Source organism: Arthrobacter sp. APC 3897 (genome assembly GCF_030407495.1).
Taxonomy (GTDB): domain Bacteria; phylum Actinomycetota; class Actinomycetes; order Actinomycetales; family Micrococcaceae; genus Arthrobacter_B.
This window is the reverse complement of sequence record NZ_JASDDG010000030.1, coordinates 46,047-63,662: the sequence shown is the minus strand read 5'-3', so window position 1 is coordinate 63,662 and position 17,616 is coordinate 46,047. Positions and strand designations below refer to the sequence as shown.

The 17,616-nt window shown below is 63.8% G+C and carries 15 protein-coding genes, 1 tRNA gene and 1 other RNA gene; 12 read left to right on the top strand and 5 right to left on the bottom strand.

The genetic code is table 11. The features are described 5' to 3' along the window. Positions 1-205 precede the first annotated feature (205 nt). Positions 206-2,944, bottom strand: coding sequence for a pyruvate dehydrogenase (acetyl-transferring), homodimeric type (aceE, locus tag QMA10_RS14465; RefSeq protein ID WP_290169414.1), 2,739 nt, complete (start codon positions 2,942-2,944; stop codon positions 206-208). Positions 2,945-3,301: 357 nt separating this feature from the next. Here aceE and QMA10_RS14460 point away from each other — a divergent pair, with 357 nt between their 5' ends. The 6 genes from QMA10_RS14460 to gndA all read left to right on the top strand — a co-directional run bounded on the left by QMA10_RS14460 (position 3,302) and on the right by gndA (position 8,084). Then, complete coding sequence (locus QMA10_RS14460) at positions 3,302-3,721, top strand: DUF3052 domain-containing protein (protein ID WP_290169412.1); 420 nt, start codon at positions 3,302-3,304, stop codon at positions 3,719-3,721. Positions 3,722-3,726: 5 nt separating this feature from the next. Next, positions 3,727-4,209 (top strand): peroxiredoxin, encoded by a 483-nt coding sequence (locus QMA10_RS14455; RefSeq protein WP_290169409.1) that lies wholly within the window; start codon positions 3,727-3,729, stop codon positions 4,207-4,209. Positions 4,210-4,304: 95 nt separating this feature from the next. Further along, positions 4,305-5,174, top strand: a complete 870-nt coding sequence (locus QMA10_RS14450; protein WP_290169423.1) for an NAD-dependent protein deacetylase — start codon at positions 4,305-4,307, stop codon at positions 5,172-5,174. 119 nt (positions 5,175-5,293) lie between these two features. Next, positions 5,294-5,369: transfer RNA gene (locus tag QMA10_RS14445), tRNA-Val, on the top strand. A gap of 256 nt (positions 5,370-5,625) precedes the next feature. Further along, entirely contained in the window at positions 5,626-6,570 is a 945-nt protein-coding gene (locus QMA10_RS14440; RefSeq protein WP_290169408.1) for a serine hydrolase, read from the top strand. A 77-nt stretch (positions 6,571-6,647) separates the two neighbouring features. Continuing rightward, positions 6,648-8,084: an NADP-dependent phosphogluconate dehydrogenase gene (gndA, locus tag QMA10_RS14435; RefSeq protein WP_290169407.1), complete on the top strand. Its 1,437-nt coding sequence runs from the start codon at positions 6,648-6,650 to the stop codon at positions 8,082-8,084. A 172-nt stretch (positions 8,085-8,256) separates the two neighbouring features. Here gndA and epsC read toward each other — a convergent pair whose 3' ends face one another. The 3 genes from epsC to msrA all read right to left on the bottom strand — a co-directional run bounded on the left by epsC (position 8,257) and on the right by msrA (position 10,454). Further along, a complete protein-coding gene (gene epsC, locus QMA10_RS14430) occupies positions 8,257-8,841 on the bottom strand; it encodes a serine O-acetyltransferase EpsC (RefSeq protein ID WP_290169405.1) in 585 nt (194 codons plus the stop codon). A gap of 39 nt (positions 8,842-8,880) precedes the next feature. Beyond that, entirely contained in the window at positions 8,881-9,816 is a 936-nt protein-coding gene (cysK, locus tag QMA10_RS14425) for a cysteine synthase A (protein ID WP_290169404.1), read from the bottom strand. A gap of 113 nt (positions 9,817-9,929) precedes the next feature. Then, positions 9,930-10,454 (bottom strand): peptide-methionine (S)-S-oxide reductase MsrA, encoded by a 525-nt coding sequence (gene msrA, locus QMA10_RS14420; protein WP_290169421.1) that lies wholly within the window; start codon positions 10,452-10,454, stop codon positions 9,930-9,932. A gap of 132 nt (positions 10,455-10,586) precedes the next feature. On the opposite strand from msrA, the gene QMA10_RS14415 reads away from it, so the two are divergent. From QMA10_RS14415 to QMA10_RS14405, 3 genes are all read left to right on the top strand, one after another. After that, positions 10,587-11,519 carry a Nif3-like dinuclear metal center hexameric protein gene (locus QMA10_RS14415; RefSeq protein WP_290169403.1) on the top strand — a complete coding sequence of 311 codons (933 nt, stop codon included), beginning with the start codon at positions 10,587-10,589 and terminating at the stop codon, positions 11,517-11,519. Between the two features lie 71 nt (positions 11,520-11,590). Beyond that, positions 11,591-12,331 (top strand): C4-type zinc ribbon domain-containing protein, encoded by a 741-nt coding sequence (locus QMA10_RS14410; protein ID WP_290169400.1) that lies wholly within the window; start codon positions 11,591-11,593, stop codon positions 12,329-12,331. Positions 12,332-12,334: 3 nt separating this feature from the next. Next, the gene (locus QMA10_RS14405; protein WP_290169398.1) at positions 12,335-13,306 is read left to right on the top strand and encodes a reverse transcriptase-like protein; all 972 of its coding nucleotides are present in this window, start codon (positions 12,335-12,337) and stop codon (positions 13,304-13,306) included. Here the strand turns inward: QMA10_RS14405 and QMA10_RS14400 are convergent. Next, complete coding sequence (locus QMA10_RS14400; RefSeq protein WP_290169396.1) at positions 13,303-14,082, bottom strand: peroxide stress protein YaaA; 780 nt, start codon at positions 14,080-14,082, stop codon at positions 13,303-13,305. The genes QMA10_RS14405 and QMA10_RS14400 overlap by 4 nt on opposite strands. Positions 14,083-14,170: 88 nt before the next feature. Here QMA10_RS14400 and rnpB point away from each other — a divergent pair. The 3 genes from rnpB to QMA10_RS14385 all read left to right on the top strand — a co-directional run bounded on the left by rnpB (position 14,171) and on the right by QMA10_RS14385 (position 17,595). After that, an RNA gene (gene rnpB / locus QMA10_RS14395) (RNase P RNA component class A) lies at positions 14,171-14,571 on the top strand. Between the two features lie 151 nt (positions 14,572-14,722). Then, entirely contained in the window at positions 14,723-16,006 is a 1,284-nt protein-coding gene (locus tag QMA10_RS14390) for an MFS transporter (RefSeq protein WP_290169394.1), read from the top strand. Positions 16,007-16,128: 122 nt separating this feature from the next. Continuing rightward, positions 16,129-17,595, top strand: a complete 1,467-nt coding sequence (locus tag QMA10_RS14385; protein ID WP_290169392.1) for a glyceraldehyde-3-phosphate dehydrogenase — start codon at positions 16,129-16,131, stop codon at positions 17,593-17,595. The last annotated feature ends 21 nt before the right edge of the window (positions 17,596-17,616 follow it).

Here is a 17,616-nt window from a genome sequence, read left to right as displayed (position 1 = left end):
CACTTATCCCGATGTCGGGCTGGATCCCTGCCGACGAGCTCCCTGACGACGGCGACGACCCACCACCCTTCTAGGCCCGATACGCCCATCCGGCCAGACCCGTACGGTGACGGCCGACAGAGGGCAAAGAAAAGAGGGCAAAGAAAAGAACCGCCGCAGATGCGACGGTTCTCTTCTTTGCCCGATCAGGGATGGAACTTCACTGCTAGGCGTCGCCGCCTGCGTTGCCGGAGGTTCCGGCGTTCACGTTGAGCAGGTCGTACTTCTTGATCGCTTCCGAGGGCGCGCTGGCGTCCACCTCGCCGCGGCGGGCGAGCATTTCCAGGGTTCGAACGACCATGGAGTGGGAATCGATCTTGAAGTAACGCCGTGCCGCAGCGCGGGTGTCCGCGAAGCCGAAATCATCAGCGCCGAGGGTTGCAAACTCGTTGGGCACAAACTGCCGGATCTGGTCCGGGACAGCCTTCATGTAGTCCGTGGAAGCAACAATCGGACCGGTGGCACCGGCAAGCTGCTGGGTCACGAACGGCACGCGGGGTTCGGCGTCGGGGTTCAGGAACGCTTCTTCCTCGGCGGCCAGGCCGTCGCGGCGCAGTTCATTCCATGACGTCACTGACCAAACATCGGCAGAGACGCCCCAGTCCTCAGCAAGGATCTTCTGGGCCTCCAAGGCCCACGGCACTGCTACGCCGGAGGCAAGCAGCTGGGCCCGGGGGCCGTCAACCTTCGCCGGAGCGAGAAGGTAGATGCCCTTGATGATGCCTTCCACGTCCACGTCTTCCGGAGCCTTGGGCTGCTGGATCGGCTCGTTGTAGACCATGAGGTTGTAGATGACATTCGGATCCTCGGAATCCGGACCGTACATCTGCTCGAGGCCGTGGCGGACAATATGCCCGATCTCGTACCCGTAGGCCGGATCGTAGGTCTTCACCGCAGGGTTGGTGGAGGCCAGGATCGGCGAGTGTCCGTCAGCATGCTGCAGGCCTTCACCGGTCAGGGTGGTGCGGCCGGCGGTCGCGGAGATCATGAAGCCGCGCGCCATCTGGTCGGTGGCCGCCCAGATGTAGTCGCCCGTGCGCTGGAACCCGAACATGGAGTAGAACACGTACACCGGAATCAGCGGTTCGCCGTGTGTGGCGTAGGACGTTCCGGCGGCGGTGAACGCAGCAATGGAACCGGCCTCGTTGATGCCCACGTGCACAATCTGGCCCTGCGGGGATTCCTTGTAAGCCAGGACAAGGTCCCGGTCCACGGACAGGTACTCCTGGCCCTTCGGGTTGTAGATCTTTGCCGTCGGGAAGAACGAGTCCATGCCGAAGGTGCGGGCTTCATCCGGAATGATCGGCACAATCCGCTTGCCGAATTCCTTGTCCCGCATCAGGTCCTTGAGCAGACGGACGAAAGCCATGGTGGTAGCGGCCAACTGCTTGCCGGAACCGCGGTTGGCCACTTCATAGGCCTTCTCGTCCGGCAGGTGCAGCGGCTCATGCTTCACCCGACGTTCGGGAACGTTTCCGCCCAGTTCGCGCCGGCGTTCCAGCATGTACTTGATCTCCGGAGCATCGGGTCCCGGGTTGTAGTACGGCGGCTGGTACGGATCGGCTTCCAGCTGCTCGTCGCTGATCGGGATGCGCAGGTGATCGCGGAAGGCCTTGAGGTCATCCAGAGTCAGCTTCTTCATCTGGTGGGTCGCGTTGCGGCCCTCGAAGTGCGTGCCCAGACCGTAGCCCTTGACCGTATGGGCCAGGATGACTGTCGGCTTGCCCTTGAATTCCATGGCGGCCTTGTAGGCGGCGTAAACCTTGCGGTAATCGTGCCCGCCGCGCTTGAGCTGCCAGATCTCCTCGTCGGTGAGGTTGGCGACCAGTTCCTTGGTCGCCGGGGTCTTGCCGAAGAAGTGATCGCGGACAAAGCCGCCGTTTTCGGCCTTGTAGGTCTGGTAGTCGCCATCAGGGGTGGAGTTCATGATGTCCACCAGCGTGCCGTCTTTATCCTTCTCGAGCAGTGAGTCCCACTCACGGCCCCAGACAACCTTGATGACGTTCCATCCGGCACCCCGGAAGAAAGCCTCAAGTTCCTGCATGATCTTGCCGTTGCCGCGGACCGGACCGTCCAGGCGCTGCAGGTTGCAGTTGACCACGAACGTCAGGTTGTCCAACTTGTCATTGGCGGCAAGCTGCAGCAGTCCGCGCGATTCCGGCTCGTCCATCTCGCCGTCGCCAAGGAAAGCCCAGACGTGCTGGTCCGAGGTGTCCTTGAGGCCGCGGTTCTGCAGGTAGCGGTTGGACTGCGCCTGGTAGATGGCGTTCATCGGACCGATACCCATGGACACGGTGGGGAATTCCCAGAAGTCAGGCATGGAGCGCGGGTGCGGGTAGGAAGACAGGGCATGGCCCTCGCGGGACTTCTCCTGCCGGAACCCGTCCATGTCCTCTTCGGTCAGGCGGCCTTCCAGGAACGCGCGTGCGTACATGCCGGGGGAGGCGTGACCCTGGAAATAAATCTGGTCTCCGCCGCCCGGATGGTCCTTGCCCCGGAAGAAGTGGTTCATTCCCACTTCATACAGGGTTGCCGCTCCGGCATAGGTTGAAATATGCCCGCCGACGCCGATGCCCGGGCGCTGGGCGCGGTGCACCATGATGGCGGCATTCCAGCGCAGCCAGGCACGGTAACGGCGTTCGATTTCCTCGTCGCCCGGGAACTCCGGTTCCTGATCAACGGGAATAGTGTTGACGTAGTCGGTGGTGGTAACCATCGGTACGCCCACGCTCTGGGAACCAGCGCGCTGCAGGAGCGAACGCATGATGTACTGGGCCCGTTCGGTGCCCTGCGAACGGATTAGTTCGTCAAGCGATTCAATCCATTCTGCGGTTTCCTCGGGGTCACGGTCCGGAAGCTGGTTGGTTAACCCGCTCAGGATGTCCGTTGTGTCTTCTGCGGCCACGGCAAACCTCTCTCGGGTGCAGATTGTGTCTGCACCAATTACGACTGTGGGGATCCGGTATCAATCCGGACGAACACGGCGGCTATGCGGATGCTGATTGCCTCCGGAGCCTCTTTCATCCACTCTAGTCCCGGAGGGCACATCTTGCGTAGCCTGCTCGCTTCCGGCGGCGGGCCAGCCAGCGTCCGGGGCCTGTACGCCCGTTGTCCCACCTGCGGGTACATGTGGCAACCCTTCGGTGCATGCCGTGGAACCTTGAAGGTTCTGTCCAAAAGGTGTTGGCTTGTGTCCAAGACACCGCATCTCATCCAAATATGTGATTCCCTTGTATTTATGCAGTCAACCAGGAGGAGTGAAGTGAGCGAGGCCGAAGCCGTCACGGAAAACAGCGTGGCGGGAAGATTGGGTTTCAAAGACCAAGACCTGATTCAGGAATTCGGCTACGACGAGGACGTCGATTTCGACCTCCGCGACGGCCTCGAGGACCTGGTCGGAAGTGAGCTCCTCACCGAAGAGGATCATGAAGTCGTAGACGGAGTCATCCTCTGGTGGCGTGCCGACGACGGAGATCTCGTGGACGCGCTGGTGGATTCCATCACCACGCTCGACGACGGCGGAGTTGTCTGGGTCCTGACGCCCAAGTCCGGACGGGACGGGTACGTTCCCCCCGCAGACATCGAAGAAGCGGCACCTACGGCCGGCCTGCACGTCACCACATCGCCCGCAGTCAGCCGTGACTGGGCTGCCACACGCCTGGTTGCCCGACGCAAGAAGTAGCAGCTTTGGATCTGGCACCGTCGCCTCAAGCCGGCGGGCGGTATCAGGCTCCGGACTTTGAGCTCCCCAACCAGTTTGGGGAGCCTGTCCGTTTGTCTGACCTGAGGGGGCAGCCGGTCCTGGTTGTCTTCTTCCCCTTCGCATTTTCGGGCGTGTGCACGGGGGAACTCGATGAGCTGGAGACGGTCCGCGAGGACTTCCACCGCGGAGGGCTCCGCATCTTAGCGGTCTCCTGCGACTCGAAATATGCTCTGCGTGCCTACTCCCAGGCCCGCAGCTATTCCTTTGACCTGTTGGCGGACTTCTGGCCCCACGGCCGGGTGGCAGACGCCTACGGGGCGTTCGACGTCGAACTCGGCCGTCCGCGGCGAGCCTCCTTCCTGATCGATCAAGAAGGCGTGGTGCGGACAGAGGTGCGCTCCGGCGCCGGAACTCCCCGCCCGCTGCAGGCTTACCGCGACGCCTTTCGGGAGCTGACTGCCGCGTGACCAGCACACCGCCTGCCGGCGGCGATTCCGGCGGCTCCGGGCCAGGGCTGGGACTCACCGGCTTTGTCCGGTCCGACCCTGCGCCTTCCGCCCCGCTGCCCACCCCGGATGAAGAGGGTCAGCTGCGCCGTGCCGTTGAGCTGCTTGCCGGCCGCCGGCTGGCCATCCTCACCGGTGCGGGACTGAGCACCGATTCCGGCATCCCGGACTACCGGGGGCCGGAGGCTCCGCCCCGCAATCCGATGACCTATCAGGAATTCGTTGGAGATCCGGAACTGCGCCGCCGTTACTGGGCACGAAACCACGTCGGGTGGCACCATCTGCGCCAGGCGGCACCCAATGCCGGCCACGCCGCCGTCGCCCGGTTGGAGCGCAGGGGACTCACCACCGGGCTGATCACCCAGAATGTGGACCGGCTGCATACGGACGCAGGCAGTGCTCTGACGGTGGATTTGCACGGGCGCTTTGACCGCGTGATGTGCCTGGAGTGCAAGACCAGATACTCCCGTCAGACCATTTCCCGGCTGCTGGAAGACCTGAACCCGGGTTTCCTTGAGCGCACCCGGCTGGACGCTGATATCGCCCCCGACGCCGATGCGGACGTCGCAGACACCGAAGACTTTGTGGTGGCTGACTGTCCCGTGTGCGGTGGAATGCTGAAACCCGATTTCGTCTATTTCGGTGAAAACGTCCCCCGGGACCGCGTAGCCGCAGCCTTTGCCATGCTCAATGCGGCCGATGCCCTCCTGGTTGCCGGATCGTCGCTGACCGTTATGAGCGGGCTGCGTTTCGTCAAGCACGCCCACAAAACGGGAAAGCCGGTGGTGATCATCAACCGGGGCCCCACCCGGGGGGATGACCTGGCGGATCTCAAGATCGAAGCGGGCGTGGCCACGGCCCTTGAATATCTTGCTGCTGAATTGCCGGACTTGTCCCGGGATGCCGGTGGTCCGCAGCAGGGTTGATAAGGGCGGATAAACGGCCGCGGCAGGCTGATTAGGCATTATGCGCAATCATCCGGTAGAGTAATTCCTCGTGATGCGGCGCTGATCAGGGAAAACCTGAAAGGCATAACGGTCACAAAGGGTCTTTAGCTCAGCTGGTAGAGCGCCACGTTTACACCGTGGATGTCATCGGTTCGATCCCGGTAGGACCCACCACAAGAAGCACACCATGAACCCGCCGTCCGGAAGGACGGCGGGTTTTGCTTTGCGTGAACGGTGTTTGAGCCGCCCATGGCCCGGCGGCGCGCGCTGTTCAGCAAGACGGCGCACCATGGGAGGTCCGCGGCGGCGCTTCCGCCGACCGGTGGGCATGATTCCTTACACCCTCTCTCAGCTTTTGAACAGTCTCCGTTGCTATCTGTGGATAGACAGACAAAATGTGCACCCGGAAAGAGGAGGAGGCTGCTTGCACATGACGTTCCGGCGAACAGTGGCGGCCGTTGCGGCGCTGCTGCTCCCGCTCACCGCTGCCGGCTGCGGCATGGTATCCACGGAGAGTGCCCCGGCAGGTGCCGCCCGGGAATCGTCCGCCGCCGTCCCGCTCCCGGCCGACCAGGCAGACATGCTTTCCGGTGCGCTGGACGCCTGTGCCGATGACATCAACGCGTCCGCGGATCCGGGCAGCCGCGATGCCGGTACGGAGTTCTCCGCAGCTTTGTATGAAAAGTCTTCCGGGCGGGCGTGGCACTACAACGCCGGCGGGAGCTATCTGGAAGCTAGCCTCGTCAAGGTGCCCATACTGCTGACACTGCTGCGTGAAGCCACTGAGGAGCAGCGGGACCTGACCCCGGAAGAGGAATACCAGGCCGTGATGATGATCGAGTACAGCGACAATGACGCCACGTCGGCGCTGTATGGAGCCGTTGGGGGAGCACCGGAACTGGCCCGCACCTACGAACTGCTCGGCGTCGCAAAGACAGACGCCTCCGAAGTGTGGGGAGTCAACAGCACGGGCGTCGAAGACCAGTTGAGGATTGCCCGCGCACTGTTGGAGGGTGTGGATTGGATCAACCCGGGACTGCTGGAGTTCGCCGTACAGCTGATGGAAAATGTGGACTACGGGCAACGCTGGGGGATCAGCTCCGGGGTCTCTGACCGCGGAGCTGAGATCGCCCTGAAGAACGGGTGGCTGCAGGATGACTCACTGTCCTGGAATGTCGGCAGCATGGGCTTTGTCCGAGCCGGCGACGCCGAATACGCCGTGGTGGTCCTTACTTCCGGCACCGACACGATGCAGGACGGAGTGAGTGTGGTGGAACGGGTGGCACGCATCATCAACTCCTTCGTCTCCACGGGGACCGCCGGCCTTCCCGACACGGAGAGTCCCATGTGGCGGGCGGGCGGCTTGGAAGCATAGGCTGGGGGATAAAGACGGCGGGCGAGCGCCAATCGCCGTGCCCCCTTGCCGGGCACCCGAAGAATCGTGGAGAAAACTTGAGCGCACAAATTGGTGTCACCGGTCTGGCCGTCATGGGCGCAAACCTGGCCCGGAATCTTGCCCGGAACGGCTACACCGTAGCCCTGCACAACCGGTCGATCGAAAAGACGGACGCCCTGCTGTCCGCGCACGGCGACGAGGGCGACTTCATCCGTACCGAGTCCCTCCAGGAGCTCGTTGATTCCCTGGAGAAGCCGCGCCGGGTCCTGATCATGGTCAAGGCCGGGGCCCCGGTGGATTCCGTGATCGACCAGCTGGTGCCGCTGCTGGAAGCCGGCGACATTGTGATTGACGCAGGCAACTCGCACTACGAGGACACCCGTCGCCGCGAGGCGGCACTGGCAGAGAAAGACCTTCACTTTGTGGGTGTGGGTGTTTCCGGAGGCGAAGAGGGCGCCCTGCTCGGCCCGTCCATCATGCCCGGCGGATCCCGCGAGTCCTACGACTCCCTGGGTCCGATGCTCGAGAAGATCGCCGCGAAGTACGACGGCGAGCCCTGCTGCAGCTGGGTCGGCACCGACGGTGCGGGCCACTTCGTAAAGATGGTGCACAACGGCATCGAGTACGCCGATATGCAGGTCATCGGTGAGGCGTACGACCTGCTGCGTTCCGCCGCCGGGATTGAACCGGCAGAGCAGGCCGAGATCTTTACCGAGTGGAACACCGGCCAGCTCAGCTCCTTCCTGATCGAGATCACGGCCGAAGTGCTGGCCCACACGGACGCGAAGACCGGCAAGCCGTTTGTCGACGTGGTAGTGGATTCCGCCGGGCAGAAGGGCACCGGCCGCTGGACCGTTGTGTCCGGCCTGGACCTGGGTTCGCCCGTTTCCGCTATTGCCGAGTCCGTTTTTGCCCGCGCTCTGTCCTCCCAGCGGGGACAGCGTGCTGAGGCACAGGAAATCCTTGCCGGCGGCGAAGCCGCCGTAGAACTGCCGGAAACCTTCGTGGAGGACGTCCGCCAGGCGCTGTACGCTTCCAAGCTCGTCAGCTACGCCCAGGGCATCGACATGCTCAACAGTGCCGCCAGGGAGTACGGCTGGGACCTGAAGCTGGACCAGATCGCCTCGCTGTGGCGCGCCGGCTGCATCATCCGGGCGGAACTGCTTGATGACATCATGAAGGCCTACGAGGGGGACCAGGCTCCGGCCAACCTGCTGCTGGCTCCGGCCTTCGCGGAATCCATTGCCGCCGCTCTGCCGGCCTGGCGCCGCGTAGTGTCCGTTGCGGTCCAGCTGGGCATTCCCGTGCCCGTCTTCAGCTCTTCCCTAGCCTACTACGACGGACTGCGCCGCAAGCGTCTGCCTGCCGCACTCACCCAGGGCCTGCGCGACCTCTTCGGGGCGCACACGTACAACCGGGTCGACGCCGACGGTACCTTCCACACCCTCTGGAGCGGTGACCACTCCGAGGTGGAAGCAGTGGACACCCACTAACAAACCGCAGCGCAGATAAACCCCAGCGCAGATAAACCGCAGAGGTACATAAAAGGCCGCCGGCACCCAACGGGTGCCGGCGGCCTTTTACGTTCGCTGTGCCAGATATAAAACGTGTGCCGGACAGACCATGTGCCAGATGTCTAAACGTCTGCCAGATGCTAAACGTGCGTCAGATATAAATGGCAGGATCGATGTACTCGGCCGGATCCACGGCTGCCTGGGTCTCCTTGGCCTGGCGGTGACGCCAGCGGGCGGGGATTCCGGTGATGATGGAATCCGCCGGGGCGTCCTTCACGACGACGGCGTTGGCGCCCACGGCACTGTTCCTGCCAATCGTCACCGGGCCCAGGATCTTCGCGCCCGCGCCCACTGTCACGCCGTCGCACAGGGTGGGGTGGCGCTTGATCCGGGCCAGGGACCGTCCGCCCAGGGTGACCCCGTGATACAGCATGACGTCGTCACCGATCTCCGCCGTCTCGCCAATGACCACGCCCATGCCGTGGTCAATAAAGAAGCGGCGCCCGATGGTTGCCCCGGGATGGATTTCGATTCCGGTGGCGAAGCGGGTCAGCTGCGAGAGCACCCGGGCAGGGAACCGCAGTCCGGGCCGCGCCCACATCCGATGGGTCAGCCGGTGCATCCAGATGGCGTGCAGTCCGGAGTAGACCACGAGGTTCTCCATGGAACCGCGCGCGGCCGGGTCATGGGACGCAGCGGCGTCGAGGTCTTCACGCAGGCGTGCAAGGAAGCTCACAGGTGACTTTCTGATCGTGCGGAACTAGGCGGGGCGGGATCAGCCCCGGATATCGTCGTAGAGCACGGTGGAGATGTACCGCTCACCGAAGTCGCAGACGATGGCGACAATCAGCTTACCGGCGTTTTCCGGCCGCTTGGCCAGCTCCAGGGCAGCCCACACGATCGCACCGGATGAGATGCCGCCGAGAATACCCTCCTTGGCGCCCAGGGCACGGGCAGTGGCCACCGAGTCTTCAACTGAAGCGTCAATGACCTCGTCGTAGATGTCGGTGTCCAGCACTTCGGGAACAAAGTTGGCGCCCAGGCCCTGGATCTTGTGCGGTCCGGGGGAGCCGCCGTTGAGGATCGCCGAGTCCTTCGGCTCGACGGCGACAATCTGGACACCGGGCTTGCGCTGCTTCAGGACCTGCCCGACGCCGGTCACGGTACCGCCGGTGCCGACGCCGGCCACGAAGATGTCCACCTTGCCGTCGGTGTCCTCCCAGATTTCCTCTGCGGTGGTCCGGCGGTGGACTTCGGGGTTGGCGGCATTGGCAAACTGCTGCGCCCAGATGGCGTTCTCGGTGGTGGCCACAATTTCCTTGGCCTTATCCACGGCGCCGCGCATTCCTTCGGAACCCGGTGTGAGGACAATTTCTGCACCGTAGGCGCGGAGCATGACACGGCGCTCGGTGGACATGGTTTCAGGCATGGTCAGGATGACCTTGTAGCCGCGGGCCGCACCGACCATGGCCAGGGCGATGCCGGTGTTGCCGGAAGTGCCTTCCACGATCGTTCCGCCGGGCTTGAGGGCGCCGGCCTTCTCTGCGGCATCCACAATGGCCACGCCAATCCTGTCCTTCACGCTGTTGGCCGGGTTGTAGAACTCGAGCTTGACCGCCACCTCGGCATCGAGGCCCTCGGTCAGGCGGTTGAGCCGGACCAGCGGGGTGCCGCCTACCAGCTGAGTGACGTCGTCATAAATCCGTGCCATGGTTTGTCCTCTATCCGTTGGAATGAAAGTGAGTCAGGGGCGGCTGGAGGTGCTGCTCCCGGGAATGTCCGCACCGGGGCCTCGTTCAAGCCTACCCCTCAGCATGGGGCTGGTTAGTTGTCAAGCCATTCGGCGTAATATTTCCGTGCCTTGGCGAGCTTGGGATTGATGATCACCTGGCAGTAGCCCTGTTCGGGGTGCTTGGCGTAGAAATCCTGATGGTATTCCTCGGCCACGTGGAAGCGGGGCAGCGGAACGATCTCCGTCACAATCGGGTTGTCCCAGTGTTCCTGTGCGCGGTCGCGAGCCTTCTCGAACTCTTCGCGTTCGGCCTCGCTGGTGTAGAACATCGAGGACCGGTACTGGGTGCCGACGTCGTAGCCCTGCCGGTTCAGTGTGGTGGGATCGTGGGAAATGAAGAACATGTCCAGGATCACCTCGCCCGGAATGATGTCCTCGTCAAAGGTCACAGCCACAACTTCCGCGTGACCGGTGGTGCCGGAGCAGACGCTGTCGTAATCCGGATGGGCGGTGTGCCCGCCGGTGTAGCCGGAAACGACGTCGGTGACACCGCGGGTCTTCTGATAAAGGGCGTCAAGGCACCAAAAGCAGCCTCCGCCAAGTACATAGGTCTTCATACCCTGTATCAATGCGCGCATGTCCGCAATGATTCCCGATCTTCCCTTTCAATACCCTGTGCGGCGGGAATCATGCCAGGCTCCGGTGCGGCCGAATTGAGCCCAGGAAACCCAGCAGGTAGAACTGAAGCCATGGATACAGACATGCCCGCTGAAGGCACCGAGCCGGCGGCACCGGGACAGGACCCGGAAACTCCCGCCGACGCAGCAGCACCGGACGGGTCGGTCCCCACCCTGGGCGACGTGCTCCTGGCAGCCGAAGAACTGTGGCCGGAATCCCTGGCTGAAGGCTGGGACGCCGTCGGGTTGGTGGCCGGCAGGCCTTTCCGCCCGGTTAGGCGCATTCTCTTCGCGGTGGACCCCACCTCCGAGGTCATCGACGAAGCCGTGGAATGGGGTGCCGACCTGCTGGTGACGCACCACCCGCTCTTCCTGAAGCCGGTCCACTCGGTGGCGGGTACGGGTTTCAAGGGTGACGTGGTGCACCGGCTGATCGAAGGCGGCTGCGCACTGCTGACGGTCCACACCAACGGTGACAGCGCTGTGGGCGGGGTGTCCGATGTACTGGCGGACGCGTTTGGGCTTGTCGGGGTTCAGCCGCTGGTTCCCGCTGAAGACGGACTGCCCGAAGAGGGTATTGGACGGGTGGGGGACCTGCCGGAGGCCACCACGCTGGCGGACTTCGCCAAACTGGTTTTCAGCATCCTGCCGGCCGTTGCCGGCGGAGTCCGCGTTGCCGGGGATCCGCACGGAGTGGTCCGCCGGGTTGCGGTCTGCGGCGGCGCAGGTGACAGCCTTTTCGACGCCGTCCGCCGGCACCGGGCTGACGTTTACGTCACAGCCGACCTGCGCCACCATCCCGCGTCCGAAGCCCGCGAGGCCGCCGTCAACGGCCGCCCCTATCTGATGGATGTCTCCCATTTCGGCAGCGAATGGCTGTGGTTGACGCCTGCGGCCAATGCCCTGGAAAACGTCCTGAACGATCAGGGGTTCAGTGCGGAGATCCGAATCAGCGGCACCAACACGGATCCGTGGGACTTTGTGCTGACACCCGGGCTGAACTGACCTTCCCCGTTGGCATAGGCTAGGGGGAAGAAACGGGTCAGGTTGGCCCGGTCATAGGTGGAGGTTTTACGGTGGCAAAAGCATCGTCGGAGGAGCAGCTGCGGCTGCTCGATTTGCAGGCTCTGGACAGTACTGTCCGCAAACTCCGGAACCGGGCCCGCACCGTCAGCGACAACTCGGAAATTGCAGCCCTCGCCCTGCAGCGTGCCGCGGCGCAGAGCAGGCTTGTTGCCGCTTCCACCGAGGCCGCCGATATCGCCCGTGAGCTCACGCGGGCGGAAGCCGATGTGGCCGCCGTGGCAGCCCGGGTTGAGCGCAACCAGAAGCACCTGGACAGCGGCCACGGCACCTCCAAGGAGCTCACCGCCCTGCAGAGCGAAATGGAGTCGCTGAAGCGCCGCCGTTCCGATCTGGAGGATGTGGAGCTTGAGGTTATGGAGCGCCTTGAGGCGGCCCGGGCAGCCGAGGAGCAGTCCCGTGAAGCCGCAGCCGCCCTGGACGCTGAAATGGCGGCGCTGGAAGAAAAGCGCGACGCCGAACTGGCCGAAATCGAAACCGAGCGCCAAGCAGTGGTCGCCGCCCGTGACGAATTGGCAGCCACTTTTGAACCCGGCCTGCTGGCCGTTTACGAAAAGACGCTGGCCAAGCACGGCATTGGTGCCGCACGGCTGTTCCACGGCACCTCCGAGGGCTCAGGGATGCAGCTGAGTCCCGGAGACCTTGCAGATATCCGCAAGGCTGCCGAGGATGACATTGTCTTCTGCCCCGACTCCGGCTGCATTCTGGTGCGCTCCGAAGAGTGGAGCAGCTGACCGGTGACCCTGTTTGACCCGGCCGATACGCCTGCTGAGCCTTCGGGCACGGCTGCGGCTTCATCGAACGCGCCCCGCCGCACGCTGATCGTGGAAGCCGACGGCGGCTCCCGCGGCAACCCCGGACACGCAGGCTACGGCGCCCTGGTGCGGGACCCTGAGACCGGACGCATTCTGGCGGAGAAGGCACAATACATCGGCAAGGCCTCCAACAACGTGGCGGAATACTCCGGCCTGGTGGCTGCCCTGGAAATGGCCCACGAGATCGACCCCGACTGCTGGATCCTGGCCAAGATGGACTCCAAACTCGTGGTGGAGCAGATGAGCGGCCGCTGGAAGATCAAGCACGAGGACATGCAGAAGCTGGCAGCCAAAGCCCGGGGCATCGTCAACCCGCGCCGGGTGAAGTACCAGTGGATTCCGCGTGAGCTGAACAAGGATGCTGACCGGCTTTCCAACGAGGCAATGGACGCCGGCATGGCCGGAGTTCCCTGGGTGCAGAAGGGGGCGGCCGCCGGCGAATCCAAGGCCGCGGCCGCGCCGGAACCTGCTGAAGCAGCGCAGCGGACAGCGCCGCCGGCAGCCACCGGCAGGCTGCACCACACCGAGCTGTGGGTCCGGGACTTCGCCGCCGCCGAACAGTCCCTGGGCTGGCTGCTGGAGCGGCTGGGCTACCTGCGCGCAGACAGCTGGGAAACCGGCGCACGGTGGCAGGGAGCCGACGGCTATGTCGTCATTGAAGCAGGGCCTGACGTGCTGGATGCAGCGCACGAAAGGCGGCGTCCGGGCCTGAACCATCTGGCGTTCCGTGCCGGATCCCGGGCGGACGTGGACCTGCTGGCCCGGCGCGCTGCAAGCCATGGGTGGACGCTGCTCTTCGCCGACCGGCATCCCCATGCCGGCGGCTCGGACCACTACGCGGCCTACCTTGAAAACAGTGCGGGCTTTGAAGTGGAACTGGTGGCCGAAGACTAACCCGCAGTCTCCGGTGCGGGAAGGATGAGGTTGAGCTGGAACGGCTTCCGGGCCGTGGCCGGCACCAGCTCCGCCTCCCACTTCTCCGCCGCGGCGGCGACCAGCTGTTCCGGCGTTTCAGGAGCCGCGCCCGTACGGGTCAGGAGATGACGCGCCAGTTCCCCGCGCGTGTGCTTGGCAAAGTGTGAAACAACGGCGCGTTTGCCGTTCCGGATCTGGAAGACGTTCACGGCCGCGGTCCGCGCGGGGTCTGGTGCCCAGGCCGCTGCATAGGTGCTGGACCGGCAGTCCACCACCAGTTGATCCGCCGCATACTCGTTGAGTGCGGGCGTCAGATGGGTCTTCCAGAAAGACGCAAGTTTGCCCGTCTCCGGTAGTTTCACCGCCATGGACAACCGGTAAGCCGGGATGGGATCGCCAAAGCCCAGCGCCCCCCATAAACCTGAGATGACGACGACGGCGTTGTCCGCGGCGTGCTGCTGGGCGGAAGACAGGGTGGAATATCCCAGGGCGTCGTAGAGCACCCCGCTGTAGATGCGGTGTGCCGGAGCGCAGGGCTGATCCTGCAGGACGGTGTTGCGCTGTACCTCTGCGGCCAGCGAGGGGCCGACGCCGAGAACGGCGTGCGCGTCTGCGGCGGCGCTGGTCCGGGCTACAGCCTCAAGGACCTGTTTGCGGGCGTCGTTAAGTCCGGGAAAATGCAGCTTGTCGGGGTCAAAAGCCGGACCTGAGACGGCGGCCGTTTTTCCTTCGGAGGGCGGGAGCAAAATCAACACCAAATAATCCTACGCGAGGCGGGTTGGCCTCCCGGTCCGTGCCCTGGAACCCAACCAGCCCGGCGGAGACGGTAGCATTGAGGCTGGACGGGTTGGCCAGGCGATCGCGTTGGGTCCCTCTTGAGGGAGCCACCGAGGAAAGTCCGGGCTCCGCAGAGCAGGGTGGTGGGTAACGCCCACTCGGGGAAACCCGCAGGCCAGTGCCACAGAAAAGAAACCGCCGATGACGGTGATCCGCTTGGAACACTGTCTGTCGGTAAGGGTGAAAAGGTGGTGTAAGAGACCACCAGCGTTCCGGGTGACCGGATCGGCTAGGTAAACCCCACCCGGAGCAAGGCCATACAGGACGCGTTTGAGGGCTGCTCGCCCGATGCGTCCGGGTAGGCCGCTTGAGGGCGCCGGTAACGGCGTTCCCAGATGGATGATTGCCGCCTCCGGCCCGGTAACGGACCGGAGATACAAAACCCGGCTTATCGGCCAGCCCGTCCACTTAAGCATTCCTCATCCACCCGGGATCCTGTTTCACTGAAACATCCTGAGCGGCAACCCTGCCTCAAGATTTGGGGTCGTTTTTCCGCAGGATTTGCACAAGCGCTGTACAAAGCAGGCGCACCGGCATCTGCGCGGCTAGTCTTTGGCAATGTCCAGAACTACGACAAAGGGCCGCCCGCTGGTCATCCGTAATGCGAACTTCCGCGCGCTGTGGATCTCCTCAACCGCCGGCATTTTTGGCACTTCCGTTGCCGCTGTGGCGCTGCCCCTCATCGCCGCCGTCGAATTGGATGCCTCGGACTTCGCTGTTGCAGCCTTGTCCGGCGTGGGATTCCTGCCGTGGCTGCTGTTTGGATTGCCGATTGGCGTGCTGGTGGACCGATACCGCCGCAAGCCCGTGGTCATGGCCGCGCTCGTCCTGCGGATCACCGTTTTGATGACCCTGCCGGTGGCGTTCTGGCTGGACCGGCTCACTGTCGTCCAGCTTTTTGCAGTGTCCTTTCTCTCCGGTTTGGCGGCCGTCTTCTCCATGCTGGCGGAATCCGCCTTAGTTCCCCGGGCGGTCAAGCGTGAGGAACTGATCGAGGGCAACGGTCTCATGACCGGATCCGCTGCTTCCGCGGACGCGGTGGGCCGCGGACTGGGCGGCTGGCTGACTTCTGTCTGGGGGGCATCAAACTCTCTGCTGCTGCAGGTGGCAGCGTCCACGGCATCGCTGCTTTCGGTGGCAACACTCAGGGTTCAGGAAGAGGCCGCTCCGTCAAAAAAAGGGAGCAGGATCTTCCGGGACATGAAGGAAGGGCTGCGGTACAGCTTCAGCACCGCTCCGCTGCGGGCAATCCTGCTGGTCGGTGCGTTGTGGAATCTGGGCGGAGCCATCGTTGTCTCCCTCATGGTCATCCTGGTGGTGCGGACGCTGGGGGAATCCGGTGCCATGCTCGGATTCCTGACCGCTTCAACGGCGCTGGGCGGAACGCTGGGCGGGCTCACCGTAAAGCACGTCACGCACCGCCTGGGCTCGGGGACGGTGTGGCGCTGGTCCATGCTGCCCGCTGCGGCCGGCTATTCCAGCCTGCTCTTGATGACGCCGGGCTGGGGGCTGCTGCCGGGGTTCGCCGGGCTCTTCCTGGCCGGATATGCCATCTCCATGAATGTTGTGGTGTCCACCAGCTTCCGCCAGCGCGTGTGCCCACCCGGGATGCTGGGCCGGCTGGGGTCTGCGTCCCGGATGGTGACCTGGGGAATGCTGGCCGTCGCCGGCATCATCGGCGGCTTCCTGGTGGAAGGGCTCGGGATCCGCGGCGCCATCCTTGTTGGACTGGCCATTGCGTTCGTGGCCCCGGTCGTTGCGGCGTTCGGTCCGCTGCGGGGAATCAGGGACCTGGAGGACCTGGAACCCGAACCGGTTGATGAAACCCTCGAGGTCCGCTGAGCACAGGCAACTGTGACAAACATCTCGCTCAACAAAGCGGTGCGGCAAGTGTGTCCTAATACACTTGGAGGGACGACAACCGGCACAAAGCAGTGCCGGCTGAGAAAAGGAAGTGAAATATCTTGAGCCAGTTCTCCGATACCTGCCTTGACACCTGGATGGACCGTGAGGCCCTTGCCGAGGCAATGATTCCGCTGATCGGGCGGCTGTACCGGGAAAACAGCGTGGTCACTTCGGTCTATGGCCGTCCGTTGGTCAACCGTTCCGTCATCGACATCCTCAAGGCACACCGCTTTGCACGGCAAATCGATGAGGTTGAACTGCCGGTCTCTGACACGTTCCCGCTGGTGCAGGCACTGACTGAACTGGAACTGGGCGCCGCGTCCATCGACCTGGCCCGCCTGAGCCTTAAGTACAAGGCCGAGGGCGCCGGAGTGGATCTCAAGGATTTCCTGCGCCGCGAACTGGCCGATGTGGCCGGCAAGCAGGGCGCTGACGACCGCACCAGCACCGACGTCGTGCTCTACGGGTTCGGCCGGATCGGCCGCCTCCTGGCCCGCATCCTCATCGACCATGCCGGCGGCGGCCGGGGCCTGCGGCTCCGGGCGATCGTTGTCCGCAAGGGAGCGGAAAATGACCTGGTCAAGCGCGCGTCCCTGCTGCGCCGGGACTCCGTCCACGGCGCCTTCGACGGAACCATCACCGTTGACGAGGAAAACAACACCATCCTGGCTAACGGCACGCTGATCCAGGTCATCTACTCCAACGATCCGTCCACTGTGGACTACACGGCCTACGGCATCAGCGACGCCGTAGTGGTGGACAACACCGGCCGCTGGCGCGACGAAGAGGGGCTGTCCCAGCACCTGTCCGCCAAGGGTGTCTCGCGCGTGCTGCTCACCGCCCCGGGCAAGGGCAACCTGAAGAACATCGTGCACGGCATCAACCACGCATCCATTTCCGATGATGACAAGATCGTCACCGCTGCTTCCTGCACCACCAACGCCATCACTCCGGTCCTGAAGGTGCTCAACGACAAGTACGGCATCATTCACGGCCATGTGGAAACGGTGCACTCGTTCACGAATGACCAGAACCTGATCGACAACTTCCACAACGGCGACCGCCGCGGCCGCTCCGCCGCCCTGAACATGGTGATCACCGAAACCGGAGCCGCCAAGGCTGTTGCGAAGGCGCTGCCGGAACTGGCAGGCAAGCTCAGCGGCAATGCCATCCGGGTTCCCACCCCCGATGTCTCAATGGCCATCCTGAACCTGAACTTCGAGACCGCCACCACCAAGGAAGAGATTAATACCTTCCTCCGGGAAACCTCGCTGAACTCGGACCTGCACAAGCAGATCGATTACATCGATTCACCCGAGGTTGTTTCCACCGACTTTGTCGGGTCCAAGCGGGCCGGCATCGTGGACGGACTGGCCACCATCTCCAACGGCAAGAACGCCGTCCTCTATGTTTGGTACGACAACGAGTTCGGCTACAGCTGCCAGGTCATCCGGGTTCTGGAGGAAATGGCCCATGTGAATCCGCCGGCCTACCCGCGCGTTGAGGAACTGGCCGCCTCGATCTAGGCGGGATTTATCGAAGACGCC

Excerpts from the sequence above, each read along its gene's own strand:
- QMA10_RS14440 (WP_290169408.1), top strand. The coding sequence starts at position 5,626 with ATGACGTTCCGGCGAACAGTGGCGGCCGTTGCGGCGCTGCTGCTCCCG.
- cysK (WP_290169404.1), bottom strand. The coding sequence starts at position 9,816 with ATGGCACGGATTTATGACGACGTCACTCAGCTGGTAGGCGGCACCCCG.
- msrA (WP_290169421.1), bottom strand. The coding sequence starts at position 10,454 with ATGAAGACCTATGTACTTGGCGGAGGCTGCTTTTGGTGCCTTGACGCC.
- QMA10_RS14415 (WP_290169403.1), top strand. The coding sequence starts at position 10,587 with ATGGATACAGACATGCCCGCTGAAGGCACCGAGCCGGCGGCACCGGGA.
- QMA10_RS14390 (WP_290169394.1), top strand. The coding sequence starts at position 14,723 with ATGTCCAGAACTACGACAAAGGGCCGCCCGCTGGTCATCCGTAATGCG.